Origin of the sequence: Pseudomonas sp. G5(2012) (assembly GCF_000408945.1) — a bacterium.
Lineage (GTDB): Bacteria > Pseudomonadota > Gammaproteobacteria > Pseudomonadales > Pseudomonadaceae > Aquipseudomonas > Aquipseudomonas umsongensis.
The window spans coordinates 1-26,886 of the sequence record NZ_APIO01000121.1 but is presented as its reverse complement, the minus strand read 5'-3'; the positions used below and the strand labels follow the sequence as shown (position 1 = coordinate 26,886).

Sequence of the window (26,886 nt, the reverse complement as noted above, 5' to 3'; positions counted from 1 at the left end):
TGCTGGGCGCACACAAAAAAGGCGCCTCAACCGGCGCCTTTTTCTATTGTCCCAGCAACCGCGCCAACCCGACACTCAACGGCGTCGGCTCGGGCGCTCTGAAGCGTTCCAGCAAACGCTGGTTGTTGGCCCGTGAATGACGAATATCGCCGGAGCGTGCCGGGGCGTAGCTCACCGGGGGCAGCTTGCCAACGACCACCTCGAGGGCTGCAAGCATTTGCTTGAGACTGGTCGCCTGGTTCCAGCCGACGTTTACCGCGCCGTCTTCCACCTGGGGTTTCTCGATAGCCTGCACCAGCAAATCGACCAGGTCTTCGACGTAGAGAAAATCCCGCGTTTGCTCACCGTCGCCAAACACGGTGATCGGCAGGCCTTTCTGCGCGCGCTCGCTGAAAATGCTGATCACCCCGGAGTACGGCGAGGACGGATCCTGGCGCGGGCCGAAGATGTTGAAGAAGCGAAAAATCACCGGTTCCAGCCCATGCTCGCGCCGGTAGAAATCAAAGTATTGCTCGCTCGCCAGCTTGTCCGACGCGTAGGGCGTCAACGGTGCCTTGGGCGTGTCTTCACCGATCGACTCGCCTTCGCCATTGTTGCCATACACCGCGGCACTGGAGGCAAACAGCACGCGCTTGACCCCGGACTGGCGCATGGCTTCGCAAACATTTAGCGAGCCGATGAAGTTGCTCTGGTGGGTCTTCACCGGATCGTCCACCGACGCCTGTACCGATGCCACTGCCGCCAGGTGCGCCACGGCACCGCAACCGGCCATCGCACGGGCGACCAGGGCGGCATCGGCCACGTCGCCGACAATCAGCTCGACCTTGGGATTGTCCAGCGGCAGGTTGCTGCGTTTACCGGAAGACAGATCATCGAGAATCCGAACCGAATAGCCCTTGGCGAGCAAGGCATCGGTGAGATGGGAGCCGATGAAACCGGCCCCTCCGGTAATCAAAACGGGGCGATCAGCCATGACGATAGAACCTGTCCAAAAGACCCGGAAGGGCCGCACGCCAGGCGCGTGGCTTGATTCCGAAGGTGTGCAGAATTTTCTTGCAGGCCAGTACCGCGTGCTGCGGTTCTTCGGCGGCGTCCGGTCGCGCGGCGTGAGCCTGGGCGGTCGGAGCTTCGACGGCCAGCGGATGCAGGGCGCGTGCTTCGGTGAGAATCGCCTGCCCCAAGGCTAGTGGCGTGGTCGCCTCATGCCCGGCGTAGTGGTAGGTGCCCCAAAGCGGCGCGCCACAGTCCAGTTGCTTGAGCACCGAAATGATCACGCGGGCCGCGTCGTCCACCGGTGTCGGATTGCCACGGCGATCGTCGGCCATCAACAGCTCCTGTGACTGCTCGGCGCGGCTGAGGAAGCGCCCGAGGGTGCCGTCGGGACTGTCATCGAGCAGCCAACCGAAACGCAACAGCACGTGTTGCGGGCAGGTGGCGCGCACGCTTTGTTCGATTCGCCACAACGCCTGGCCACGCAGGCCCAGCGGCTGCGGCTCGTCTTTTTCGCTGTAGGCTGTCGCCCGGGAGCCGTCGAACACGCGATAACTCGAGGGTTGCAGCAAGACGATGTTGTGATGCTGGCACAGTTCGGCCAGGCGCTCGATCGCCCGCTCCTGCCCGGCCAGGCGCTGTTCGCTGACCGCCTCCGCCTGGAACCAGTCAAAGTAGTAGGCGAGGTTGATCAACGCGTCCGGACGGGTGTCGTCGAGCAGTTGCGTCAGGCTCGCGGCATCCCAGCCGTCTTGAGGTGGGCGGGGGGCGAGGAAACCGATGTCTTCCTCCGCACCGAGGCGAATCAGCGCCTGCCCAAGGGCATTTCCGCCGCCCAGTAACATAAGGCGCATTCGCATAGAGTCAGCAGGCCCAGTCTGATTGGAACGATGGCTTAATCGACGGCGCCCGCGGGCAATGTCGTCGATAGTTGCCGGAATCGTTGCATTTTGCGGGTTTAGTGCGCAACCGTCATCCGTAAAGTGTAGATGTCCGGGATTTGTAGTGCAGCTACTGGCCTCTTCGCGAGCAGGCTCGCTCCCACAATGAAATTGTGTACACCGGCCCAATGTGGGAGCGAGCCTGCTCGCGAAGGGGCCCTAAAGGCCAGCAAAGGTCTTGAGCGGTACTTGCATCTTCACTGAGTCACCCGCATAAATCAGACCATGAACCTGCCCATCCCCGTCGACAGTGCCTTGGCCGGCTTCCACCCCGCCGTCAGCGCCTGGTTCAGCAAGACTTTCGCGACGGTCACCGCCGCCCAGGCCCGGGCGTGGCCGCTGATCCGCCAGCGCCGCTCGACCCTGATTGCCGCACCCACCGGTTCCGGCAAGACCCTCACCGCCTTCCTCGCCGTGATCGACGACCTGGTCCACCGTGGCCTGGAAACCCTCGAAGGCTTGCCTGACGAAACCCTGGTGGTCTACGTTTCGCCGCTCAAGGCGCTGTCCAACGACATCCAGATCAACCTGCAAAACCCGTTGGCCGGTATCAGCGAACAGTTGAGGGTGATGGGCCTGCCCGAGTTGCGCATCAGCACCGCCGTGCGCACCGGCGATACACCGCAAAAAGACCGCTCGGCGATGCGCAAGACCGCGCCGCACATTCTGGTCACCACCCCGGAATCGCTGTACGTGCTGCTCGGCTCCGACTCAGGCCGAAAAATGCTCGGCACCGCACGCACGGTGATCGTCGACGAAATCCACGCCATCGCCGCCAGTAAGCGCGGCAGCCACCTGGCCCTGAGCCTGGAACGCTTGCAGGCGTTGTGCGCCGAACCGCTGGTGCGCATCGGCCTGTCGGCCACGCAAAATCCCATAGAAGCGGTATCGCGCTTTCTGGTCGGCCGCGATCGGGACTGCGAAATCATCGACATCGGCCATGCCCGCCCACGAGATCTGGGCATCGAGGTTCCACCCGTGCCGCTGTCGGCGGTGATGGCGAACGATGTCTGGGAACTGGTCTATGACCGTCTGGCCGCCCTGGCCCGCGAGCACCGCACTACGCTGGTGTTCGTCAATACGCGGCGCCTGGCCGAACGCCTGAGTCGGCACCTGAGCGAACGCTTGGGCAAGGACGCCGTGGCCGCCCACCACGGCAGCCTGGCCAAGGAGTTTCGCCTGGACGCCGAACAGCGGCTCAAGCGCGGCGAGCTGCAAGTGTTGATCGCCACCGCGTCGCTGGAATTGGGCATCGACATTGGCGACGTCGACCTGGTGTGCCAGATCGCCTCGCCGCGCTCGATTGCCGGCTTTTTGCAAAGGGTTGGACGCTCCGGACACCAGGTCGGCGGCACGCCCAAGGGCCGTTTGTTCGCGACCACCCGCGACGACCTGATTGAATGCGTCGCGCTGCTCGACTGCGTGCGCCGGGGCGAGCTCGACACCCTGCTGATCCCCGAGGCACCGCTGGATGTCCTGGCGCAACAGATCATCGCCGAAATCAGTTGCCAGGAATGGCCAGAGGACGCTTTGCTGGCGTTGTTCCGGCAGGCCTCGCCCTATGCCGCGCTCGACGAAAAACATTATCAGGCGCTGCTGCGCATGCTTGCCGAGGGTTACAACGGGCGTCAGGGTATTCGCAGCGCCTATCTGCACCGCGACGCCGTGAACCGTACCCTGCGTGGTCGTCGTGGCGCCAAACTGACGGCCGTGACCAGCGGCGGGACGATTCCGGACAACGCCGACTACGCCGTATTGCTGGAGCCGCAAGCGCTGAATATCGGCAGCGTCAATGAAGATTTCGCCGTGGAGAGCATCGCTGGCGATGTGTTCCAGTTGGGCAATACCTCGTACCGGATCCTGCGGGTCGAAACCGGCAAGGTCCGGGTCGAAGACGCTCAGGGCCAGCCGCCGACGATCCCGTTCTGGCTTGGCGAAGCCCCGGGGCGCAGTGCTGAACTGTCGTTTGCCGTAGCGCGCCTGCAGGCCCGACTCGATGAGCTCTTGGGCGCCACGCCGGGCAATTTGCAGCCAAGCCTCGATTGGTTGACCGACAACCTCGGCCTGAACCTGGCCAGCGCCGAACAACTGGTCGAATACCTCGCCCGTGCGCGCCAGTCCCTCGGCGCCCTGCCCTCTCAAGACACGCTGCTGATGGAGCGGTTTTTCGATGAGTCGGGCGGTACGCAACTGATCATCCACAGCCCGTTCGGCAGCCGCATCAATCGCGCGTGGGGCTTGGCCCTACGCAAGCGTTTTTGCCGCACCTTCAATTTCGAATTGCAGGCGGCCGCCAGCGAGGACGCCATCGTCTTGTCGTTGTCCACCAGCCACAGCTTTGAACTCGATGAGGTCTGGCGCTATCTGCACAGCAATAGCGCGCAACACATTCTGATCCAGGCCGTGCTCGACGCGCCGCTGTTCGGTGTGCGCTGGCGCTGGAATGCCGGTGTGGCCCTGGCGTTGCCGCGCTATACCGGCGGGCGCAAGGTCGCGCCGCAGATCCAGCGCATGAAAAGTGAAGACCTGATCGCCAACGTGTTTCCCGATCAGATTGCCTGCGTGGAAAACCTGGTCGGCGAACGCGAAGTCCCCGACCATCCGCTGGTGGAACAAACCCTTGATGATTGCCTGCACGACGCCATGGACAGTGAAGGCTGGCTGGCGCTGTTGCGGCGCATGGAGCGCGGTGAGGTCCGCCTGATCAGCCGAGACCTGCCGGCACCCTCGCCGCTGGCGGCGGAAATACTCAGCGCCCGGCCATACACCTTTCTTGACGACGCGCCACTGGAAGAGCGCCGCACACAAGCCGTTATCAATCGACGCTGGAGCGAGCCAGAATCCACCGATGACCTTGGTGCGTTGGACGTCGAGGCGATTACCGCCGTGCGCGAAGAAGCCTGGCCGACACCCAGCGGTGTGGATGAAATGCACGAGGCGTTGATGAGCCTGGCGTGCATCACCGAGGCCGAGGCCAGCGCCAACGCCCCATGGCTCGATTGGCTGGACACCCTGGCCGACAGCGGCCGCGCCTGCCGCATCAGCCATTCACTTTGGCTGGCGCGGGAACGACTGACCTGCCTGCGGGCCATTTATCCACAGGCTGTCTTGATGCCAGCGCTGGAAGCGTTGCCGGGGTTCGATGAGCACTGGGAAGTGGACGACGCGGTGCTTGAAGTGATTCGCGCACGGCTCAGCGCGTTTGGTCCATTGCCGCTGCAGGCGATCGCCGAACCGCTCCAATTGCCAGTGACACACGTCACCCGCGCGCTGGCGTTACTCGAACACGAAGGCTATGTGCTGCGCGGCCGGTTCACTCCGGGCAGCACTGAAGATGAGTGGTGCGAGCGACACCTGCTGGCACGGATTCACCGCTATACGGTCAAGCGCCTGCGCCGGGAAATCGAGCCCGTGGCCTTGCAGGATTTCATGCGCTTTCTGTTCGACTGGCAACACCTGTCCAACGCCACCCGAGGCCAGGGCAGCTCGATGTTATCGGCCATCAGTGCTCAGTTCGAAGGCTACCCCGCTGCTGCTTCGGCCTGGGACAGCGACCTGCTGCCCGCGAGGCTCAAGGACTATTCGCCCACCTGGCTCGATGATGCCTGCCGTAGCGGCAAGCTGGTCTGGACCCGGTTGACCGCACGCAACCGCAGCACCGGCACCGCGCTGCGCAGTACGCCGATCGTGTTGTTGCCGCGTCAGCGGGTCGGTCTCTGGAGCGACTTGACCGAACAGACGCCGGTCGGCGAACTGTCGCCCAAGACACAGAAGGTTCACGCCGCCCTCAGCCAGCACGGCGCGCTGTTTTTCGATGAGCTGATTCACGAAGCCCACCTGTTGCGCACGGAACTGGAAATCGCCCTGCAGGAACTGGTCGGTGCCGGGTTGGTCAACGCCGACAGCTTTGCCGGCCTGCGTGCACTGATCACCCCGGCCAGCAAGCGCCAGCAGCGTAGTAGCCGGCGCGGGCGCGGGGCCTTTGTCGGCGGCATGGACGATGCCGGGCGCTGGGCACTATTGCGTCGTGGGACTGCCGCGCCAGTGGTGGATAATCCGCGACCGACGCCAACACCCGCAGACACCCTGGAACACATCGCCATGACCTTGTTGCGCCGCTACGGCGTGGTGATCTGGCGATTGCTCGAACGTGAGGCCGATTGGCTACCGAGCTGGCGGGAATTGCTGCGCACCTTCCATCGCTTGGAGGCGCGCGGAGAAATTCGGGGCGGGCGCTTTGTCAGTGGCTTGGCGGGTGAACAGTTCGCACTGCCGGAGGCTATTCCACTGCTGCGCGAAGTACGGCGACGCCCCCACGACGGCAGCTTGATCGCAGTCTGCGGGGTCGATCCGCTGAACCTCGCCGGCACCCTGCTGCCCGGTGCGAAAGTACCGGCGCTGGCGAGTAATCGACTGGTGTATCGCGATGGTCTGCCGGTGGCTGCGCAGATAGCTGGCAAGCCGTGTTTTTGGCTGGAGCTGGATCAACGGGCTATGGCTGAAGTGAAGAGCAAGCTGATCCGGCATTGATGTTGTCTGGGCGGCCCTCTTCGCGGGCAGGCCCGCTCCCACATTGGACCGGTGTACATAAATCCATTGTGGGAGCGAGCCTGCTCGCGAAGAGGCCATCACTGCCAACAAATTTATTGGGGCCGAAGCTGATCCGGCATCAACACCGCCGAATGCCCAGGCTCAGCCACCCCATCATTCACAGGTTCCGCCGCCTGCCTCGGCATCAAGACCTGCTGTGGATAAGTCTGCGCGAAATGCACCTCGGGACTGTTATCCACAAGCTTTTTCAAACGCTGGTTGAATGCACGGCTCACCGCATACTGCCCTCCCGACACGGTGCGAAATTGTGCCGTCAAGACCACGCCATTGAGGTCCATCTTGTCAACGCCGAACACATCCAGCGGCCCTTGCAGGTTGTACCTGAGGAACGGGTCGTCGCTGATCGAATGCCCTGCTTCGCGAATCAGTTCGATGGCCTTGTCGACATCGGTGTCATAGGTGAACTGCACGGAGAAGAACGCGTAGGCAAATTGCCGCGATTGGTTGGTCACGGCCTTGATCTGGCCAAAGGGCACCGAATGCACGAACCCTTTGCCGTCGCGCAGGCGCAGGGTGCGAATGGTCAGGCCTTCGACCGTGCCGGCATGCCCGGAATCGAGCACCACCCAGTCGCCGATCGACAGGGTGTCTTCAATGATGATGAACAACCCGGTGATTACATCTTGAACCAGTTGCTGGGAACCGAAACCGATGGCCAGGCCAATGACCCCGGCACCGGCCAGGAACGGCGCAACATTGATTCCCAGATTGGCCATGGTGGTGATAGCGCAGATCACCACCAAAATGATTTTGATCGCATTGCGCAGCAACGGCAGGATGGTCTTTACCCGCGTACTAGGCTGGCGTGCCCCGCGCTTGTTGAGCGGGGGTTTCAAGGCTTCCTGGATCGCCGTGTCCAGCACGACCCAGACCATCCACGTCACCAGGAAGATCAAGCCGATATGGCTCACCGCGTCACTGATCGCCCGCCCTACCGCATTGCTGACCGCAAAATCGAACAGTGATACGCCCCAGATTCGTCCGAGGATATCGATGAACACAATGGCCATGGCGATACGCAACAACGCGTGGGAGAGGCTCAGGAAGCGCTCTTTGTAGGCGCCACTGCGGCGCACGTCGGATTCGCTACGGGACTTGAACAAGTGATGCAACGTGGTGCTGAGAAACACCGTCGCGATCAGCAGCACCGTGGTGAACAGCGCGCTGCGCAACACTTGCTGGTTGTCATCGCCAATGCCGATCAAGTTGATGACAGACACCAGCACCATCAACAGGATCGGCCAATACCTGAGCCCGGAAAAAATCCGCAGGGTTTCGCGCAACGCCGGCTGCGCCCGCCGCTGGGCCAGCGGCAGGATGCGGATAACGTGAGCGACCGGACGGCGCATGCGGACCACCAGCAAACCAAAGGAAATCGAGGCCGCCAGCCCGGTAAATACGGCGATGCTGCTGGTGAGGTTGTTACCCAGTTGATGGGCGATCTGCGGACTGGTCAAGGCGTCGCTGAGGGCGACCAGGAAGCCGATCGCGAACAGCGGCCGCGGGCTGTCCTGGCGAATGATCTGCACCGCCCGGCGCTTGTGCCCGACATTGAACAGCACCACCAGGGACATCACCAACGACGCCGCGAACACCCCACTGCTGGTGGCATAGGCAAAACACAACGCCAGCGCCCGACCCGCTGAAAAAGCCATGAACTGGCTGGCATAGATCGTCAACGGCAGGCTGATCACCGCGGGGAGGCTGTAGGGCAAGACATACCCAAGCAATGCCTGCCCACGCTCTCGACTGAGCAGCAAGCGATGACGGCACAGGCGTTCGGTCAAGAACTTGCTGAACATCCAGAGCAAGCCGAAGACACCTGCCCACACCGCCGTCAGCAGCAGGAAATCGGCCGCCACGCTCCAACTCGAGCGGGCCGATGGACGATTGACCAATTGATCCACCTCATCGGCCGCACGATCCGCGCGCAGACGCCAGGCGTCGAGCAGGTCCTTGTTGAAATTGAGCTTGTCCTGGATGCCATCGATGCTTGAACTGATGGCGCCCAGCAAGCCGCCCTGAACCAAGGGTTGAGGATGTGCCGGCGGTGTGGCGGCGGTGGCCGCTGCCGGCACACCCGGTATCGCCGCTGCTTCCAGTTCCTCGCTGCCGAAGAACAACAGCGCCCCCATTAATATCGCCGTCTTGAGCCTGATCAAGGCATCCGCTCCTTTGGATAGGACTGTAAGGAACTGATCGAGAAATGCCGGACTAGTTCGGTGTTGGCCGGTAAATGCCAAGCGCCGGGCTACTCGCTGATCCTGTCGCGGATCGTCACCGGCCTGGCGCACGGGGTGTTTTTCTCGATTGGCTCGACAATCGCCACCAGTCTAGTGCCCAAGGAAAAAGCCGCCAGCGCGATCGCCAGCAAACCGGCCCCAACGGGTATTGCGGTGATGTATGAAATGCATACCGTCCGTAGTCCCACCGAAACTTTCGTCAACCTCTGGCAGTCATCAAAAGATCAGGGGGCAGTCAGACGGGAGGCGACATGGCGGCGATTCACATCGGCATTTCAGGTTGGCGCTACACGCCCTGGCGGGGGGATTTCTACCCGAAGGGACTGGCCCAGAGGCGCGAATTGCAATTCGCCTCACGGGCAGTCAACAGCATCGAAATCAATGGGTCGTTCTACGCCCTGCAGCGGCCAGAACGCTATGCCCAGTGGTATGCCGAAACCCCGGAGCACTTTGTGTTCAGCGTCAAGGCGCCGCGCTTCATCACCCATATCAAGCGTCTGCGTGACATCCACAAACCCCTGGCGAACTTCTTCGCCTCCGGGGTCCTGGAACTCAAGGAAAAACTCGGACCGTTTCTATGGCAGTTTCCGCCCAACTTCAAATTCGACGCCGCACTGTTCGAGAGCTTCCTCGAGCAATTGCCCCACGACACGGAGCAGGCCGCTGCCCTTGCCCGCCAGCACGACGCCCATGTGAACGGCCACGCCAGCCTTAAGACAAGCAAGAAAAAGCCCTTGCGCCATGCCGTGGAAATCCGCAACGACAGCTTCATCGATCCGGCATTTGTCCGCCTGCTCAAACGCTACAACACGGCCCTGGTGATTGCCGACACCGCCGGTAAATGGCCCTATCGCGAAGACCTCACCAGCGACTTCGTGTACCTGCGCCTGCACGGTGCCGAAGAGCTCTACGCCAGTGGCTACACCCCTCAGGCACTGAAGCGTTGGGGTGACCGGATCGATGCCTGGCATCATGGTCGGCAACCGGCTGATCCCCACCTGATCGCACCTCGCCTCAAACCCAGGGTGCGAAAGTCTCGAGAAGTTTTCTGCTACTTCGATAACGACATCAAGGTCCGCGCGCCCTTCGATGCGCGCCGTTTGCTGGCACGCTTCGACCTCGACAAAGAGCTGCTCACCGCCCCCGGTGAGCCCGCTGCGGAAGGGGTGCTGCCATGAGCGTTTCCGACCCGGTTGGCACCACCGACGAGCAGGCGATCATCGATACCACGGTGCATCGTTTCACCGTACTGACGGTCAACACCCACAAGGGCTTCACGGCGTTGAACCGGCGATTCATCCTGCCTGAACTGCGCGAGGCGGTGCGCAGTGTCTCCGCCGACGTGGTGTTTCTGCAGGAGGTACACGGCACCCACGAGCATCACCACAAGCGCTACGACAACTGGCCAGCGATGCCCCAGTACGAATTCCTCGCGGACACCCTCTGGCCGCAGTTTGCCTACGGACGCAATGCGGTCTATCCGGCAGGTGATCACGGCAACGCCTTGCTGTCGAAATTCCAGATCGTTCGGCACGACAACCTCGACGTGTCCATCAGCGGACACGAGAACCGCGGCATTTTGCATTGCGTGTTGCGCCTGCCGGGAGAGGGCCCGGAGGTGCATGCCATTTGCGTCCATCTTGGCTTGCGCGAAACCCATCGCAATGAACAACTCAAGTTACTGGGCCGCCGCCTTGAGTCGTTGCCAGGCGACGCCCCGGTGATTGTCGCCGGTGATTTCAACGACTGGCGCCAACGCGCCGATGCCCTGCTCCAGCCCTGTGGTCTGCGCGAAGTGTTCGCCGAGCACCACGGCAAGCCGGCGCGCAGTTTCCCCGCGCGATTGCCGACCTTGCGCCTGGACCGTATCTACGTACGTAACCTCAAGGCCAGCCATCCGCAGGTATTGGCGAACCGTCCCTGGTCACACCTGTCGGATCACGCACCGTTGTCGGTGGAGATCGAGCTATGAGCATCCCGTCGATGGAAAAAAACACGCTGGAAAGAACCATTGCCGCACCGCCCATTAGCGAGCCGGCAGCCGTCGACGTCGAGTACGGTTGGCAAGGCAACAATCGGGTCCAACTGCTGGAAAATGGCGAAGCCTATTTCCCTAGAGTGTTCGAGGCGATGCGCCAGGCCACCACCGAAATCCTCCTGGAAACCTTCATTGTGTTCGAGGACAAAGTCGGTGAAGAATTGAAGGAGGTGCTGATCGAGGCGGCACAACGGGGTGTCCGCGTGACTGCCAGCTTCGACGGGTTTGGCTGCGGAGAACTGACTGCCGATTATCTTTCCGCCCTGAGCGGTGCTGGCGTGCATTTACAGATGTTCGACCCGGCACCCAAGCGCCTGGGCATCCGCACCAACTGGTTCCGACGCCTGCACCGCAAGATCGTGGTGGTGGACGGGACGATTGCGTTCATTGGCGGGATCAACTTCTCCGCCGATCATTTGGCCGATTTCGGCCCCGAAGCCAAGCAGGATTATTCGGTTGAAGTTCAAGGCCCGGCGGTGGCCGACATTCACCACTTTGCCCTGCTGCAATGCGGTCGCCCGGCCCGCGCCAAATACTGGTGGCAACGGCGTCGACAACGGCGTTCGGAATTGGCCGTCACCGATCACGACGGTCAGGTACGACTGGTGTACCGCGATAACGCCGAGCACGCGACCGACATCGAAGAGGTCTACCGCCTGGCGCTGCGCACGGCGCAGCGGCGCGTGGTCATTGCCAACGCCTACTTCTTCCCAGGCTACAGGTTGCTGCGCGAAATCCGCAACGCCGCGCGCCGCGGCGTAGAAGTGCGCCTGATCCTGCAGGGTCAGCCGGACATGTTGGTGGCCAAACTCGCGGCGCGTATGACTTACGATTACCTGCTCAAGTCCGGGGTGAAAATCTTCGAATACTGCGACCGGCCACTGCACGGCAAAGTCGCGCTGGTGGACGAAGACTGGAGCACAGTCGGCTCCAGCAACCTCGACCCGCTGAGCCTGTCGATGAACCTGGAGGCCAACGTGTTGATCCGTGACCGCGCGTTCAACCGCGACCTGTTCGATCGGCTTGAAGAACTCAGCGACAACCATTGCAAGGCCATGTCGGTGGACGAGGCCCCACGCGGGCGCATCTGGCACATGACCGTGGGCTTTCTGGTGTTCCATTTCCTACGCCATTTCCCGGCATGGGCCGGTTGGCTGCCAGCGCACAAACCACGCTTGAAAACGTTCACCCCACCGACCGGGAGCGATCAACATGAGCCGCACTGAAACTCACGCGGCGTCCCACGCCGAGCACCCGGCGAAATCGCGCTGGAGTCGTTGGAAAAGACCACTGACAATGCTGTTTTTCCTGGCGCTGATCGTCCTCTTGACGATGTTTGCCCAGCGCATCGAATGGAACGAGGTGCTCGACACCCTGGCCGATTTCAAGGTACGCACCTTGATCATCGCGTCAGGGCTGACACTGATGAGTTTCCTGGTCTACGCCTGCTTCGACCTGATCGGCCGAACCTACATTCGCCAGGACCTGACGTGGAAACAGATCCTGCCGGTGGGCATCATCAGCTACGCCTTCAACCTCAACCTGAGCGCCTGGGTGGGCGGCATCGCCATGCGTTATCGGCTGTATTCGCGACTCGGGGTGAGCAAGGCCAACATTGCGAAAATCCTCGGCCTGAGCCTGGCGACCAACTGGTTCGGCTACATGGTGATTGCCGGCGCGGTGTTCAGCAGTGGGCTGGTGCGCATGCCGCCAGGCTGGAAACTCAGTAGCGGCGCGCTGCAAGGCGTGGGCGTTTTACTCTTGCTGGCGAGTGCGGGATATCTCGCGGCCTGCCAGTTTTCCAAACGCCGCGAGTGGGCGATCCGCGGGGTCGAAATCAACTTGCCATCACTGCGCATGGCGGTCCTGCAACTGGCCCTGGGGGCGCTGAACTGGTCGTTGATGGCCGCGGTCATTTTCACGCTGCTACCGAGCAAACTGGATTATCCGCTGGTGCTTGGCGTGTTGCTGATCAGCGCCATCGCCGGGGTCATCACCCACATTCCGGCAGGGCTAGGTGTGCTGGAAGCGGTGTTCGTGGCGCTGCTGCAACACGAGGCATCGCGGGGTAGCCTGGTGGCGGGTTTGCTGGCGTATCGGGCGATTTATTTCCTGTTGCCGTTATTGATCACGCTGGTGATGTACCTGATGGTGGAGGCCAAGGCCAAGTCATTGCGGATATCGAAAAAACCCAAATAATGGGTGGACGCCTTCGCGAGCAGGCTCGCTCCCACATTTGAAATGCATTCCCCTGTGGGAGCGAGCCTGCTCGCGAAGGCGTCATGAGCGACACTACTATTCATTTTGACTGAATAATGCTCAACCGTTCACCCACCACCATTTCCGTTATCCAGTCCACCAGGATCGAGGTGTAGGCCTGCTGTGAAACCGGATCGCTCAGCGCATGATCGGCGCCGTCGATGATGCGGTGGGTCAGCGAGTGTGTCTGCTGGCACGCCGCGCGATAACTCATGATGGTCGCGTGAGGCACGTAATCATCGGTTTCGGACTGTACCAACAACACATCACCCGTGAATTGCGAACAGGCATGCAGTGCCCGATTGCTGTCGGCGCGCACCAGAGTGCTGCGGTAATCGCGCAGATCGAGCTTGTCCAAATCGCGCTTGGGCGTATGCCATTGATCGTCGCGGTACAGCGCCGGCACTCGCAGGGCCAGCCAGCGCACCGGCCGTAGCGAGGTGAGGATCGAGGCCAGGTATCCGCCGTAACTGGTGCCGACCACGGCAATCGCCGAGGTATCCAGCGCCGGGTGCGCCAGCAAGCGGTCGTAGGCCGCCAGCAGGTCACGCAGATTGTCTTCACGGGTCACGCGGGTCAACGGAATACCCGTGCCGCCGGTATGCCCGCGCAGGTCGAAGGTCAAACATACGCACCCCAGACCGGCGATGCCTTTCGCCCGCTCCAGATCTCGCTCCTGGCTACCCCCCCAACCGTGCACGAACAGCACGCCAGGGACTTTTGATTTGGGGCTCAGGAAAGTCCCACTCATCTGTTCGTCGTCGATGTCGATTTGAATGCTTTCGCTTCTAGCCGTCATAGGATTTGACCGTTACGTACTTGAGAAGAAAATCACTGTTTTCCGCTGGCCCTCGGTACACCTCGATGGCGTCCGCCGGCAGTGGCTGATCGATGTAGGTTTCCACCGAAGACACAAGAATCGCGCGCATCCCCGGATCGTTGACGAAGCTCTGCAACGCTGCCACTTCCGCGCTGCTGGCCCCGCCCATGCGCCAGGATTGCTCGAGCACGCCGCTGCGTCGCTGGCCGTCACTGGCAATTCCCTGGGCGATGTCGTAATTGCGCCGCGAGGCGTAGAAACCGGGATAGGCTTCATCGGCGGCCGCGTCGAACACCTTGGCCTGCCTGATCGCCAATCGCACATCGTCAGGCAAATCCAGCGCCAGCAGATCGTCGTAGCCACCCTGCACCACCAGCAGGTTCGAACCACCATAGACCTCTTCGCCATGAGCGTCTTTGGTCAAGTATTGATCACCGCAATAACTGAGCAACCTGGCGCCGATGAAACTCTGCCCGACGCTGTGGGTAATCACCTGGTCCAGGTCCTGCTCCAGTACCACACCTTCACTGAACAGCGCCTTGGCTTCAGGACGGGCGAGGATTTCGTCGAACTGGTCGAGGCTAGTGATGACTTCCTGGCCGCGCCCCGCACAGGCATGAATTGGCTTCATACGGATCGGACCGCTGTAGAGCAGATGCTCCGCCGCCGGCCGTGCATCGTCGAAGGAGAAAACACTGAGACCGTCGAGCACTACCGTGCGCACCCGTTCGGAAAACATCGGCGCCCAGCCTTGCGGTGCATGGGCATGCCTGTTCAACAAACCATGGCTGATGGCCTTGGTGCAGATGAAATCGTGCTCGACGTATCCGCCCCATAAATCCTCTGGTCCCTTGACGCCCAACTGCCGGGCGGCAGCGGCGCCCACCAGGGTCTGGGTCGGCAACAAATAGATGTCCCGCCCGCCATGCACCTGCGGGTCGTAGCTGCCGCCGTATTTGAGCCCGAGGATTTGCGCCAGCCAACGGGCCAGGGCGCGATTGGTTTCGACTTCGTGCTGCGGCGCATCGGGGCGGACCGAATGGGCGACTACCAGTTTTTTGCGGTTGGTTGGGGTCATGCGTCCCCCTTCAATTGTCGCTAAATGAATGTAGCTGATGGGGTGCAGGGTTCAGGCCAATCGTCCCTCGAAAATAACGGTTTTAAAATCAATCGGTTGTGCAAAAAGCATAGCGTCGCGCCTGCTTTATTCTGCACGACGGGTATCAGGACTCTGGCATTTTGCACGACTCGAGCATTTTGGCACTCCCGCAGGGTGATGCTTCTATCGGGGGGCCGCACTCGGCATCACCCCAAACCGCGCCCGGTAATCACTGGGGGCCAGTCCGGTAATCTTCTTGAATGTCGAACGAAACGCCCCCGGATCCTGATATCCCACGGTCCAGGCGATGTGATCGATGGTGCCGTTGGTGAATTCGAGCATTTCCCGGGCCTTGCCGACTCGCAGGTGCTGGCAGTACTCCGTCGGCTTAAGCCCGGTTGCCGCACGGAATCGCCGCAGGAACGTCCGCTCCTCCAGCCCTGCCCGTTCAGCCATCGCCGTCAGCGAGACATCGGTGGCACCCGTGCTTTGCAGCCAGTGTTGAACCCTGAGGATCGCGGCATCGCCATGGTTGAGAATCGGGGCGAAATTGCTGCCACACTCACTGGCGCTGTCGCTGTGTTCCACCACCAGGAAACGCGCAGTGCCGGTGGCAATGCTCGGGCCCAGCAGACGATTGACCAGGCGCAGACCCAATTCAGACCACGCCATCAGCCCGGCCGTGGTAATCAGGTCGCCGTCATCGACGATGGGAGTATCAGCCTTGAGCTTGATCGCCGGGTAGCGCTCGGCGAAGGTTTTCGCGGAAGTCCAGTGAGTGGTGGCGCTGCGACCGTCCAGCAGTCCGCTTTCAGCCAATAGCAGCGAGCCCACGCAGACTCCGCCCAGGGTCGCGCCGTTGGCGTGCTGCTGGCGAAGCCAACGCAGCAGCGCTTGCGGCGCCTGGGCTTCGGTGAAGCCGGCAATCGACGGCGGAATCAACACCGCTACCAATGCGCTGTCCGCAGCCGGATGGCTGTCATAGACACGAACGGGCGCCTGTTCGCCATCGACCTGCCAATGGCTGATCCGCAACAAAGGCAAGCGCGCCGCCTGGTGCTCTGCAGCGATACGGTTGGCCACCCCGAACAGGTCCGTCAACCCATGCACCGCCGCCACCTGCGCGCCGGGATAGATCAACACGCCCAGCTCGGCGATTGCCCTTTGTGCATCCATTGTCAGTTTTCCCCCTTCTATTGTCGGTGCGGCCAATCCCCGGACGGTCTGCCAGGGTCAATACTTCATTCCACACCCAAACCGCACTTCGAGGAAACAGTCATGGCCAAGCAAGCACTCATCGTAGTCGATATCCAAAAAGACTACTTCCCCCAGGGCAAATGGCCGTTGGTCGGCGCCGATGCCGCCGCAGACAACGCTGTTCGTCTGCTCAAGGCCTTTCGTGAGGCCGGTGATTCGGTAGTGCACATCCGCCACGAGTTCACCTCCGCACAAGCGCCGTTTTTCACCCCGGGCTCGGACGGTGCGAAGCTGCACCCTAAAGTCCTCAACCAAGGCAATGAGCCGGTGGTGCTCAAGCACTTCGTCAACTCGTTCCGCGAAACCGAACTGCAGAGCATTCTCGACGAGCAAGGCATCAAGGAACTGGTGGTGGTCGGCAGCATGAGCCACATGTGTGTCGACGGCATCACCCGCGCCGCCAACGACCTCGGCTACAGCGTCATGGTGATCCACGATGCCTGTGCCTCCCGTGACCTGGAGTTCAATGGACTGAACGTTCCGGCAGCCCACGTACATGCCGCGTTCATGTCGGCATTGGGTTTTGCCTACGCCAAGGTGGTGTCCACCGACGAGTTCCTCGCCGCCAGCCGTTAATAACATACCCGCCTTGCCGCGCAATACGGCTCCTACAGGGAAATCGAAAACTGCGGGTAACAAAAAGCCCGGCATCCTGATGGGAGTGCCGGGCTTTGATTCGATCGAAGCTATTGCTTAGAACGGTTATGAACACCAGAAAGGCCACAAAACCGTTCGAGTGAGTGAGTGAACAGCCTTAAATAGCTAAGCAAATCTGATAAAACCGTAATTTTTCTGGTTTCACTATGTAGCGTATTCTGTAAGTTTTCGGTCATTTCGGCACCAAAATCCGTGCAAAACCTAACAAAATGGTTTCGGCCCAAATGCGGCCAACACCGACATACCGCTCGTCGGGAAAGCATCATCACTGGATGTTGACTACAAAAAGTCCACTTCTAGCGGCGCAGTAACCATCCTTGACCACAAAGCATTCAATGGTATGAGACCCTGCATAGGAAGCGTTTTCTCTCCTTATCAGCGTCCCCGTTGTCACAGTGGCCTGCTCGAATCCCCCCCGCAGTTTTTTTGCCTTTGCTGCCGCTTCACCTGTATTCACTATCTGCCAATAGATTTTGAATGGTCTGGGCACGTCAGTGTTCGCTACAAAGCTTAACGAGGATCCTCTAGGCAGAGGTGCACCATCGTTATGGAACACGGCTTCTCTGAAGCCATTCCTAGTCATAGTTCCCTCGACCTGAACATAACCTACCGGAACTGTTGGCCAAGCAACCGGTTTGCGGTGCGGCGCGTCTATCAACTTCTGGAACGCGCTTTTCGCACGCTTGATGACGGAAGTCTCGGTCAGCGATTTCTGTCCAGGATGGCTAGCCGCCTTTTCAACCAACTCACGCCCCATCCTTGGGGCCAACGCGTCAATAATTGCGTTCAGATCACCCTGCTCCGCAGCACGAACAAAGTCAGTACGGGCCGTATCGAGCCAATCATAGAAAGCATCTTTCCTTGCTGGCTCTTGCTCCCAAGAGTCGGCGAAGTTCTCACGCGGGTTGGATGGATTCTCTATCCAAGACACGCCTTCCCGATCAACAATGTATCTGTCCATCGACTGTAGAATACTGATTAGAGCACCAGTAACTGACGACTCCTGTCCGTACGAGTGAGCCGCCAACGTCGAAATCACAACAGATGTAGGGCGACCGTCTGGATCATCTGAAAAACGCATGTCTCTATGACGTTTAAGAATCTGGATAGCTGACTGCAGAGGCGTCTTCACTCTGAATACGGGTATATCTGCAATATCAGCCTTGGCCTCTGCCAGCATCATAGCCCTACGCTTTTGGTCAAACGCAGGCTTCATGCATTCGTAGAACCAATCCGCATAACCGTGCGGGTTACTGGAGGGCCAATCCTCAGAGAGATGTGCGTAATTACCATGATTTTTATCAGTTATTGATATAGAGCGATCAACAAAATCCAGCGTCATAGCACGCTGCTCTCTTATCAAACGTTGTCGTTGTCCATCCGGAACAGAGGGTAGAAGATCCATATGAAATTGCGCGGTGTCGGCGTAATTTAACGTCCAGCACCTATCCCAATCGGATGGAGCCTGCATCCCATACCGAGCTGCGTAAAGCTTGAGCTCATAACCGAGGTCTTCATAAAGCCCCTGCTGAGTTTTTGTCGCCTTACTAAGATTAAACTCGAAAACCACATCGAGATCGTAGTGTTCCTCACCACTTATTGGCGGAATGACTGTACCTAGCCGAAACGAGCCTTGAATATATGCATCAATATCAACTCTAGAAAAGCGCGACTCGGGACGCTCCAGCCATGTACAAATTGATCGATAACTTTTATCTGCAGACTCATACCGCTCAGCAGGAATATCTAAAGTTGCAGCTAAAGCAGAAATAAAACGGTCACTTGCCAGGGTGGGGCTCACTATTAGGCATCCTTGCGTAGAGTAGTGGGCAGAAAACAATCAATCTCAGAATCCGAGAAAGTATATTCCTCGTTATCCTTTAATGCTTTCTGTGCGCTCAAGTAAGCTTTACTGTCCGTCTGTGGCGCCCCCTTATAGATTGAGGCTAGCTTCGCTTGCAGCTCATCTCTGCGCTTAATAGCATCTTCGTAGGAGATATGATTCATTCGCAAATCAGTGATCAGAGAAAGGTAGGACTCACGTATTGGCCAGATACTGGCTGCGGCATCCCGGTGCTTCTGAGCTGTCCCACCAGGATCAAACCCTTTCATATAACCCGAAATCAGCAACGTAAGCAGCGAGAGCAACGCCGTTACGACTTTTACACCCACAGGATCAAAAAACACAGCGATTACTGCGCCGGAAGCGGTTAGCCCAGAGACCCAGATTTGCGTGATCTTGAAGCGACGTAATGTAGTTGCACAGTTATCAGCCATTTTTTCATGAGTTTTATGTGTGTAAACAACTCGTCCAAAACACTCGCGTATCTGGCCTTCCAGATGAGAAAAATCAGTCATTTTTGTCTACCTTGACGAGATCAAACAGCCACCTCAGGCCACTAGAGCATGACTGCACACCTTGATCAATCTGCTTGTCGCGAAGCAGCAACCAATGGTGACCATCTCTGCAATGCTCGACAGATGCTCGTTCAAACGATGATGGCCAGCCATGATTGGGTTGGGATAGACACGCATCGCCCTAGGGCTGTGACGTTGAGGAGGTGTGTAGATGCTTTGGCGAAGCCTTTCGCTAGCCGTTGGGCCTGAGGTTTTCTCGGCTCACGTTGTGACTCTTGGGAACGGTTTTTCCTTCTTCTCCACGCCCCCAGGCCACATGATTAGTAAAGGGCGGATGCCCACTCGCTTAGACGTTCACCTGGTAATGGATAACCCCCGCAGGCACTATTCACGAAAGTACCCATTCGTTCTTATGGTTGATCCGATGGAGCTGAGTCGGCAGTGCGCGCAGCGGTTAATCCTCTTTGCTGTAAGTCCGATCAAGCTAGGCAATGAGCATTCTGACCGTCGCGCCAGGTGCCGTGGAGACGGATCAACTATCACCATCTGCGCCAAGCATGGAGTCCAGTGATAGCCTATCGAGGAACGTCGGCTTCAAACAGCGATTCTGGAGCACAGAATGATCAACCTCAATAAAATTGCACACTGGTTGTTCTCCGAACGCCGCCTTGCATGGGAGCAAAAGCGTGAAAGCGAATTCATTCAGGCAGTGAACAGTTTTAAGACCCTTAGGGTGACACCGGAGGGCGGGATGTCCATCGATCCCGAAGAGCTTCGCGAACAGATAGTCGCTTCACGTGAGCAGTTGAAGCACCTTGTCCACAAACCAGGAACGCCTAGCAGGTCAGTCAAAGCAGCGGAAGATGCCCAGGTGGAACCGGTAGTGAGTCCCGCCGTAGAGGCTCCAGTGAGTGCCATGGACTGTATCGAGGTGGTGGCTTGGCGACGGCTGCCCAGTGGCTCTGCCGTGCGGTACGTGTGCCTACAGTCTACGAGTACCGGTTGTTACGCTGTCGCTACGGCTAGTCTCTTTCCAGGTGGTCAGGAAAGCCTCCCGTCTTGGGTCGATGGTAATACAAACAGGCAAATTGCAAATGCCTTACAGAGTTCTGAGCTCCACTGGTGCGCGACTGTTAGTGAGGCGATGAATGCATGGGATGCAGAGCTCTGATTGCCCTCGCTTGACCATTCATTTCATGATCATCGATGCGGGGGGGGGATAGCGTCAGGTGCCGGTCGGTTGTCACTCATAGTGCAGCTCTCCAAACAAACCGATCATGAGGTCTCCTTCCAAGATTTCGAACGGAAGGGTGACATATTGATCTCGATGACGAGGTAGAGCTTTCCCGTCATGTGGCGCGTTCTTAGTGTGACCTTGCACCCGCTCGCCATTTTCTTTGATATATGGAAGCACTACGATCCGACCATGGTTCTTGGACAAAATAGTGCCTTCATGCCATAGGGTCGTACCTTCTTCGCTATTGGACTCGCCCCCGGTGTTCTTGATGACCCACCTAGGCTGCCCATCATCCTCGAACCAGAACACGAAGCCTCCACAGACCAACACCCTCTGGCCGCGCATCCTAGCCTCGGCAAGCATTTGTTTGACGCTGGCCAGTTGAAGCAGTTGGTTAGCTCTTGGAAGCAGCAGAGCACGAATCTGTGCCTTGGTTCTTCCCCAGTGATCAGCTGCCGAAAGACCAAAACCCTTGGCAGTAAATTCTCTGAGGCATATCTGTGAGCGCTTCGGGGTTAGAGCGCCGATCTCTTCCCATTTCATGTCTCCGGTACGACGAAGACAAGCGTTAAACCTTGGGAGTGCAACCACTTGCAAATATGGGGCACGTGTAAGCTGTTCGTGTAGCGGCTGCCGCAAACTATCCATTTTATTGGGCAGCTCTAAATCTTCGATGGCTGGGCGGGGCAGATGAGCATTACGTTTGATCGCCTCGCGCTCCATTAGCTCCTCTTCGTCCTGAATGCGGCGAGCCGCAGTCAAAGCCTTGTCGACCTTTAGGGTGACTGAGGCTTGGATCACGGGATCAAGCACCGCTGTGCCTATGCGCTCGGCGGTGGTCTGGTTGAACGCATCTGCCGCAATCATAGCTTCTGCAAAGGTGCTAAATGAGGAACCACGTGCATGCCCCTGGCCGTTGTCGTAGAAGTAGCGTTTCCAGGCGAGCAGGGAGTCGGGGAAGAGCTTCAGGGCTCGCAGCTGCCATGACCAGCCGATCCCAAATTGACGGAATGGGAGTACGGCTAGGGTAGGCATCGAGTGGTACGGCATCTGATCGAGGCGCATGGTTCTTCCTTGCAGATAGGCAATGGTCGCGTCGATAGATACGCGCCGGTGGGATACCCTGCTTTCAACGATTGCAGATATACCCAATGGATAGCACATCGCCAGGATGATTCAACCTACTATCCGAATCCTGATGTTGGTAATTGCGTACTTGCAGTGAGAGACCCCACATCTAATCGCATCGCTCGAGTGTGCACGTACGGGGCGATTTGCCGTCGCGTCAGTCAGTCTCTTCCCAGGTGATACGGAGAGTGCTCACCTTGGATGGAGGTCAGCACAGCTAGGCTTTACCTGATTCATGTCTGCCGGTGTACCTTTGGTAGAGCGATCAAAGCCAATTTCCCTTAAGGCTTTAACCGATTGCTCTGGTTACCACACCCACGGCTAGAGAGGTTTGCCAGGTACTACACGAGGTCACTCTCAGTCGTCGTACATGGCTAATGGGGTGTCCGGGTTCACTAGATCACCACTACGGACACCTCAGGGTGCAGGGAAGGCATTGAAGGGATTGGTGAGGAGTCCCGCATCGTTATTGGAGACCACCTGCAGTCAAGGTGAAATCTGGCGACCTTCTGTCGTCAAATTTTACCTAGTTCGAGAGCCAATCAGTTACAGATCCAGAAATGAATGCCGATAAACGTTTCGTAGAGGGCTTTCCAAGCCTGTTGGGCTTGCGAACGCGAAAACGTGTGCTTCACTCACCTCGTGAATCATTTGGATCAAACCTTAAGCGCAATTGCGATGTTGAAACGATGAATTCTGTTGCATTCGTCGAGTAGTTCATAGGAAAGTGAACTCTGGTGATGAGTTTTTGATCAATCACCAGTAGAATCGCCGGTCGCTTCAGCGCACTGACACCTGAAAGCTACCCTTACCGACCGTTATATTGTGTTCGATGATGCCTTGGAAGCTCGCACCCTGACTGCGAAGCTGACGTGCCCTTTGGACGAGATAGCCATGAGCCTGCAAGCACTGATTTCCCTGTCCCGTAGCCCTGACAAGGTTGACGCTGATCGAAATATCTCTAAGCGCCTGGAGCAATCGCGCCGGCAAATGGAGATCTACGACCGTGAAATTGAGACCCGGATCGCTGCCAAGGTAGTGACTCGCGAGCAGTTGGCGAAGACCTGCAGCCTTTAACCCCTACTTCAAGGAAAGCAGCCGTAAGGCTGCTTTTTTTATGCCTATGACTCCGTATCTCGTATCCCAATTCGCGCAATCCACCATGACCAACCTGGTGCGCGAATGCTTTGGTTACGATTTTCCGGACATCCTGACGAAGCGCCAGGTAGGTTACATATTCAACTACCTGAACCGGCTCGACGCGAAAACCGTACTGCTCGAATTCCAGTACGTGGACAAGGATTTCCTGGAAGATTTCTCGCGCTACTACGCAAAGCGTTATGGCAACGATGGGCACAAATGTGCCCGGATGCATTTCTTCGCCTGTCCCTTAGATCACGGGATGGTCTCTGAGATCCTTGCAGGTGGCCCGAACGCCGATGAACTGGTGAAGACCCTTCAAGACAATTACCTGGGCTTCATGGTGATCAAACCGCTTCCTAAAACCTTCATAGGCAAGACATGCCTTAAGGTGATGGATGATGAGTCCACAGACGACAAACGCAAGCGTCGTCTCAGCCGTAAGTACAAGGTCGATCTGTTCGGGATCAGCCTGAGTGTCGAGTCGCTGGCCTTCCAAGAGCAAGACAAGGTCATCGCCGCCTGTGCAACGACCGCCATATGGTCAGCACTGCATGCTTTGCAGTGGCACAGCATTCGAAGCGTTCATTCGTGTAGCGAAATTACGATGAACGCCCTGAACGACCGCAGCGGCTCGTCCAACAGCTTTCCCAACACAGAGCTGAACGCCGAACAAATGCTGCGCTCTATTGATGCTGAAGGCTTGAGACATCATCAGGAAAACCTTCGCGGCACTGATGAGAAGCGATTCTTTGAGACAGTTGTGAGCCACATCGACAGCCAGCTGCCCCTGATTTTCATTGGAGACGTTTACTCACTGAGCGGGCCTGGCAAGAATAGACCAACGCGTGAAGGCAACCATGCCATTTGCATCGTTGGCTACAAACAGGATCACGAAAAGATTCTGTATATCCACGACGACCGGCTCGGCCCCTATGTCCGAGCCAAGCTGATCCCCACCACAGGCTACTCGATGAAGCGCAAGCCGATGCGAGAGGCTTGGGCATTAGCACTTCAAACGATGAACTCGGACGGCACCTGGAGCGACCCGCTTGAGCTAATCGAGCCTGACGTCCTCATCGTGCCGACAGATAAAAAGGTACGTTTACCGTTCTACTTTGCCTTAGAAACCTGCGACCGAATCAAAAAGCAAGTAGCACTGGATTGGAAGACATGGTTCCCTGCCGAAGAGACCAATGTCGCGGATGACATCTCCTGCCGGATTCGTTTGAGGGAAATCTCACACATTCGTCAGGAGGTGAGAGATCAGAATCTGGACTACAGAACTGCAGTGGCCCGCTCGACAGATTGCGGAGATTCCCGTCTGGAACCACCTGAAAACATAGCTAATCCAGAAGCATCTGAGCCACGCCCAACAGTCCCAATTGAAACCCACGATCCGGCATGCCTAGACGGCGAAGATGCTCCGGAGACCAGACCTGAGGCTCGTCCGGAGGATGAAGAGGCCGACGTTCCACTGATACCTTCACCAGAAGAAGTTGAGCAGTGGCAAAAGGAAAAGGTAAATTTCTTGACGAAGGGCTTTGCCCGGTTCCAATGGGAAGCTCAGTTCTTTTTTGACGCCATTCCGATCTTCAAAATTTACATCGATGCGACTGACGTGCCCCAAGGGGACGCGGTTTCAGCCGTATTTACAGATAACCTGACCCTCGGTACAGGCATACTTAATCTGCTGAGAATGAATCCAACATCAGCGAGCTTCAAAGCGAAAGATGGTCAGTTCTTCCCCTCATTCATGCGCCGCCTCGTCGAAGTGGACGCGTCCATAGACGCCTACCTGGACGAGACCTATGGGGGGCTAAGAGCTCCTCTTTACCTCAAGGCGCAAGAGATCCATGGCCAAGACATCTTCAATAACCCGACCGCTGTCCGACTCTATGATGCACCTAGAACGCCTATTGCTGAATTGAACAGCAAATTCGCCTCTCGCAGAACCACCTACCTCATTTGGGCGGTCGCTAAAGATGGAGCACTGCTCGTCGGCAAAGAGTTCGAGGTAAAGATCGATGGTCGCTTGGAAAAATGCGGCCATCCCAGCATTACCGCGTTCCAACCCGCTCGAATTGCCGGCGAGATGCACAAGGCTGGTAAAGGTTGTTGGCAAATCAACGCCAAATCAGGCCGCTACAGTGGGGACTATCCGAACAGGGATGAACTGCTTCAAAATGCCTTGTATAAATTCCAACAGTTCTTCCCGACTGAGACGTTCATCATCCAGCCTGGTGTTACGCCTGCCGTTATGCCCTCGGCCAATATTCAAGAGGGCGATGCAGACGCTGCAAGCTTTTGAAGCAGTAGGAAAGACTGACGCCCGCCGTTTAACGAACCCGATGGTGACTGCCTATCAACACGCCTTGCGGACGGATGACTTCATAGTCATGACTCGCATAGGGAAGCTGATATGAAACTTCTGACGCCCTGTGGCGAGGTTACGTACCTATGGGCACCATTCAACGCTTTTGCCGCATGCCCCCGCAGTCTAATCAGCTGAGGCCGTAGCATGGCGCAGGCGCTTGGCCTGCTACCAAGACGTGTTCGTCGTGAGCTTTTTTTTCACATCCACTGCTGGTGCCATTGTGCTCTTGGTAGCTACTCTTGCATCTCACCACCACGTGATGGGCTGGAACATGGACGCGCGCTACCACTATCCCCCTGATGTTTTTAACCTACTGGTCGACACCATCCCGCTACTTTGCAAAAGCAAGGCTGATGTCCTGCTGTTCTTGCAGGGAGCAGGAGTGCCCCAAGAAGATCTGGCGCTGATGGCCAACACTGTTAAAACGAATCGTGATTCAGTCAGTACGTTTGCAATAGTTCGCGATGTCCTTGAAAAGCTGAATAAGCGAGGGGATGGAGGCCTGGCAGCTAGGCGCGAAATCATCAAACGAGTGGTGGAATTCGAGGAGTTTTCAGGATGCTGGCCCAACAATGTTCACAAGGCCAAAGCTAACGTGGGAGACCTAGCGCGCATCGTCAATGTTAAAGACTCGTTTACCCGTATGAACCAGCAACGGGAGGCCGCTCAAGCCGAGGTCGCCGCCAAAGCGCGAGCCGAGCGTCAAGCGGCTGTAAAGAGGGATCGTGAACTTGAAGACGTGCGTGATCGACTGAGTGCTCTCTTTGGTATGGATGGAGAACCGCAAAAGCGCGGCAAGCTACTGGAAGGAGTATTGAACGATCTGTTCCGAGCACATGGAATCCTCTTACGAGAAGACTTCAAACGGCTAGATCAATCTGGAAGCGTCGTCGTCGAGCAAATAGATGGAGTCATCGAGTTTGAAGGGCATATCTATCTTGTCGAGATGAAATGGCTCAAGGAACCAGTGGGGGTGAATGATCTCGCGGCGCACATGGTTAGACTGTTTGCGCGGGCAGACGCTCGAGGAATCTTCATATCAAACTCAGATTTTACATCTACCACTATTGCCGAGTGCGTCACTCATTCAACCCAGAAAACGATGGTGCTCTGCACCCTAAGGGAAATAGTGGTGCTGCTCATGAACAAAAGCGACTTAGTCAGGCTCCTGCGAAGTAAGGTGCGTGCTGCAGTGATTGATAAAAAACCCTACCTCGAAAGCCTATAAGAAGGCTTTGTAATTAGCTCAGCTAATTCTGGAGGTGACGTATGAGATGGTTTTTCAAGGACAATGATTGCCGATGCCTGTTGCGGCTGGGATACAGCCCGACTATTGAAGGCTCACGGGCAATGGCCTGATTCGTGAGCCTCTATTGAATGCTCATTGCTACCAACCACAACGGCGGCCTACAGCATGATCCCCAGGCCTAGCCTGGGAGTGACCACTGTCAGAGATCGCATGCAATTTAGATGTGTGATTGATCGACGAAATACCGCTCACATAGCTAGTCCGCGCTGGGCACACCGGCACGAGTAGCGATTCCCTGATCGGCTGCTGCCCTAATCACTACCCGCACGCAGTATGTACTGGCACTATGACTACATTGCAGTGTGTTCAGATTCCCTCACGCGATATCGGGCGGGCTGGTAGACAGCCTCCGGGTTGCGCTATACCGACAAGGATCGTGTTATGCCCAATGATACAGCTCCGCCCGCCGCGCCTTCTTTTGT

The 26,886-nt window shown here is 57.9% G+C and carries 19 protein-coding genes and 1 pseudogene; 11 read left to right on the top strand and 9 right to left on the bottom strand.

The window, feature by feature from the left end; all coding sequences use genetic code 11:
* Positions 1-43: 43 nt before the first annotated feature.
* Positions 44-973, bottom strand: coding sequence for an NAD-dependent epimerase/dehydratase family protein (locus PG5_RS28735; RefSeq protein ID WP_020800595.1), 930 nt, complete (start codon positions 971-973; stop codon positions 44-46).
* A complete protein-coding gene (locus PG5_RS28730) occupies positions 966-1,850 on the bottom strand; it encodes a sugar nucleotide-binding protein (protein ID WP_033043465.1) in 885 nt (294 codons plus the stop codon). The genes PG5_RS28735 and PG5_RS28730 overlap by 8 nt, the downstream gene beginning before the upstream one ends.
* A 306-nt stretch (positions 1,851-2,156) precedes the next feature.
* On the opposite strand from PG5_RS28730, the gene PG5_RS28725 reads away from it, so the two are divergent.
* A complete protein-coding gene (locus PG5_RS28725; RefSeq protein ID WP_020800593.1) occupies positions 2,157-6,461 on the top strand; it encodes a DEAD/DEAH box helicase in 4,305 nt (1,434 codons plus the stop codon).
* 113 nt (positions 6,462-6,574) lie between these two features.
* Here the strand turns inward: PG5_RS28725 and PG5_RS28720 are convergent, their stop codons facing one another.
* Complete coding sequence (locus tag PG5_RS28720) at positions 6,575-8,704, bottom strand: mechanosensitive ion channel family protein (RefSeq protein ID WP_020800592.1); 2,130 nt, start codon at positions 8,702-8,704, stop codon at positions 6,575-6,577.
* 78 nt (positions 8,705-8,782) lie between these two features.
* On the opposite strand from PG5_RS28720, the pseudogene PG5_RS35485 reads away from it, so the two are divergent.
* The 5 genes and pseudogenes from PG5_RS35485 to PG5_RS28700 all read left to right on the top strand — a co-directional run.
* Positions 8,783-8,911: pseudogene (locus tag PG5_RS35485) on the top strand (MFS sugar transporter); the annotation flags it as partial.
* A gap of 125 nt (positions 8,912-9,036) precedes the next feature.
* Positions 9,037-9,963: a DUF72 domain-containing protein gene (locus tag PG5_RS28715; protein ID WP_020800591.1), complete on the top strand. Its 927-nt coding sequence runs from the start codon at positions 9,037-9,039 to the stop codon at positions 9,961-9,963.
* Positions 9,960-10,757 (top strand): endonuclease/exonuclease/phosphatase family protein, encoded by a 798-nt coding sequence (locus PG5_RS28710; protein WP_020800590.1) that lies wholly within the window; start codon positions 9,960-9,962, stop codon positions 10,755-10,757. Before PG5_RS28715 ends, PG5_RS28710 begins: the two co-directional genes overlap by 4 nt.
* Complete coding sequence (gene clsB, locus PG5_RS28705; protein WP_020800589.1) at positions 10,754-12,049, top strand: cardiolipin synthase ClsB; 1,296 nt, start codon at positions 10,754-10,756, stop codon at positions 12,047-12,049. Before PG5_RS28710 ends, clsB begins: the two co-directional genes overlap by 4 nt.
* Positions 12,036-13,022 carry a lysylphosphatidylglycerol synthase domain-containing protein gene (locus tag PG5_RS28700; RefSeq protein ID WP_020800588.1) on the top strand — a complete coding sequence of 329 codons (987 nt, stop codon included), beginning with the start codon at positions 12,036-12,038 and terminating at the stop codon, positions 13,020-13,022. Before clsB ends, PG5_RS28700 begins: the two co-directional genes overlap by 14 nt.
* Positions 13,023-13,122: 100 nt before the next feature.
* Here PG5_RS28700 and PG5_RS28695 read toward each other — a convergent pair whose 3' ends face one another.
* From PG5_RS28695 to PG5_RS28685, 3 genes are all read right to left on the bottom strand, one after another.
* On the bottom strand, positions 13,123-13,881 hold the full coding sequence (locus PG5_RS28695; RefSeq protein WP_020800587.1) for a S9 family peptidase: 759 nt from the start codon (positions 13,879-13,881) through the stop codon (positions 13,123-13,125).
* Positions 13,871-14,980 (bottom strand): DUF3182 family protein, encoded by a 1,110-nt coding sequence (locus PG5_RS28690; RefSeq protein ID WP_020800586.1) that lies wholly within the window; start codon positions 14,978-14,980, stop codon positions 13,871-13,873. Before PG5_RS28690 ends, PG5_RS28695 begins: the two co-directional genes overlap by 11 nt.
* 204 nt (positions 14,981-15,184) lie before the next feature.
* Positions 15,185-16,177, bottom strand: coding sequence for a GlxA family transcriptional regulator (locus PG5_RS28685; RefSeq protein ID WP_020800585.1), 993 nt, complete (start codon positions 16,175-16,177; stop codon positions 15,185-15,187).
* 102 nt (positions 16,178-16,279) lie between these two features.
* On the opposite strand from PG5_RS28685, the gene PG5_RS28680 reads away from it, so the two are divergent.
* Positions 16,280-16,834, top strand: coding sequence for a cysteine hydrolase family protein (locus PG5_RS28680; RefSeq protein ID WP_020800584.1), 555 nt, complete (start codon positions 16,280-16,282; stop codon positions 16,832-16,834).
* A gap of 346 nt (positions 16,835-17,180) precedes the next feature.
* Here PG5_RS28680 and PG5_RS28675 read toward each other — a convergent pair whose 3' ends face one another.
* Complete coding sequence (locus PG5_RS28675) at positions 17,181-18,716, bottom strand: nucleotidyltransferase (protein WP_020800583.1); 1,536 nt, start codon at positions 18,714-18,716, stop codon at positions 17,181-17,183.
* A gap of 2 nt (positions 18,717-18,718) precedes the next feature.
* The gene (locus PG5_RS28670; RefSeq protein WP_042955824.1) at positions 18,719-19,273 is read right to left on the bottom strand and encodes an SLATT domain-containing protein; all 555 of its coding nucleotides are present in this window, start codon (positions 19,271-19,273) and stop codon (positions 18,719-18,721) included.
* Between the two features lie 619 nt (positions 19,274-19,892).
* On the opposite strand from PG5_RS28670, the gene PG5_RS35090 reads away from it, so the two are divergent.
* On the top strand, positions 19,893-20,444 hold the full coding sequence (locus PG5_RS35090; RefSeq protein ID WP_042955822.1) for a hypothetical protein: 552 nt from the start codon (positions 19,893-19,895) through the stop codon (positions 20,442-20,444).
* A gap of 72 nt (positions 20,445-20,516) precedes the next feature.
* Here the strand turns inward: PG5_RS35090 and PG5_RS28655 are convergent, their stop codons facing one another.
* Entirely contained in the window at positions 20,517-21,575 is a 1,059-nt protein-coding gene (locus PG5_RS28655) for a hypothetical protein (RefSeq protein ID WP_020800582.1), read from the bottom strand.
* A gap of 957 nt (positions 21,576-22,532) precedes the next feature.
* Here PG5_RS28655 and PG5_RS28650 point away from each other — a divergent pair.
* From PG5_RS28650 to PG5_RS28640, 3 genes are all read left to right on the top strand, one after another.
* Positions 22,533-22,715 carry a hypothetical protein gene (locus PG5_RS28650; protein WP_020800581.1) on the top strand — a complete coding sequence of 61 codons (183 nt, stop codon included), beginning with the start codon at positions 22,533-22,535 and terminating at the stop codon, positions 22,713-22,715.
* 85 nt (positions 22,716-22,800) lie between these two features.
* Entirely contained in the window at positions 22,801-25,089 is a 2,289-nt protein-coding gene (locus PG5_RS32980) for a hypothetical protein (protein ID WP_155943757.1), read from the top strand.
* A 223-nt stretch (positions 25,090-25,312) separates the two neighbouring features.
* On the top strand, positions 25,313-26,383 hold the full coding sequence (locus PG5_RS28640) for a restriction endonuclease (protein WP_256229341.1): 1,071 nt from the start codon (positions 25,313-25,315) through the stop codon (positions 26,381-26,383).
* The last annotated feature ends 503 nt before the right edge of the window (positions 26,384-26,886 follow it).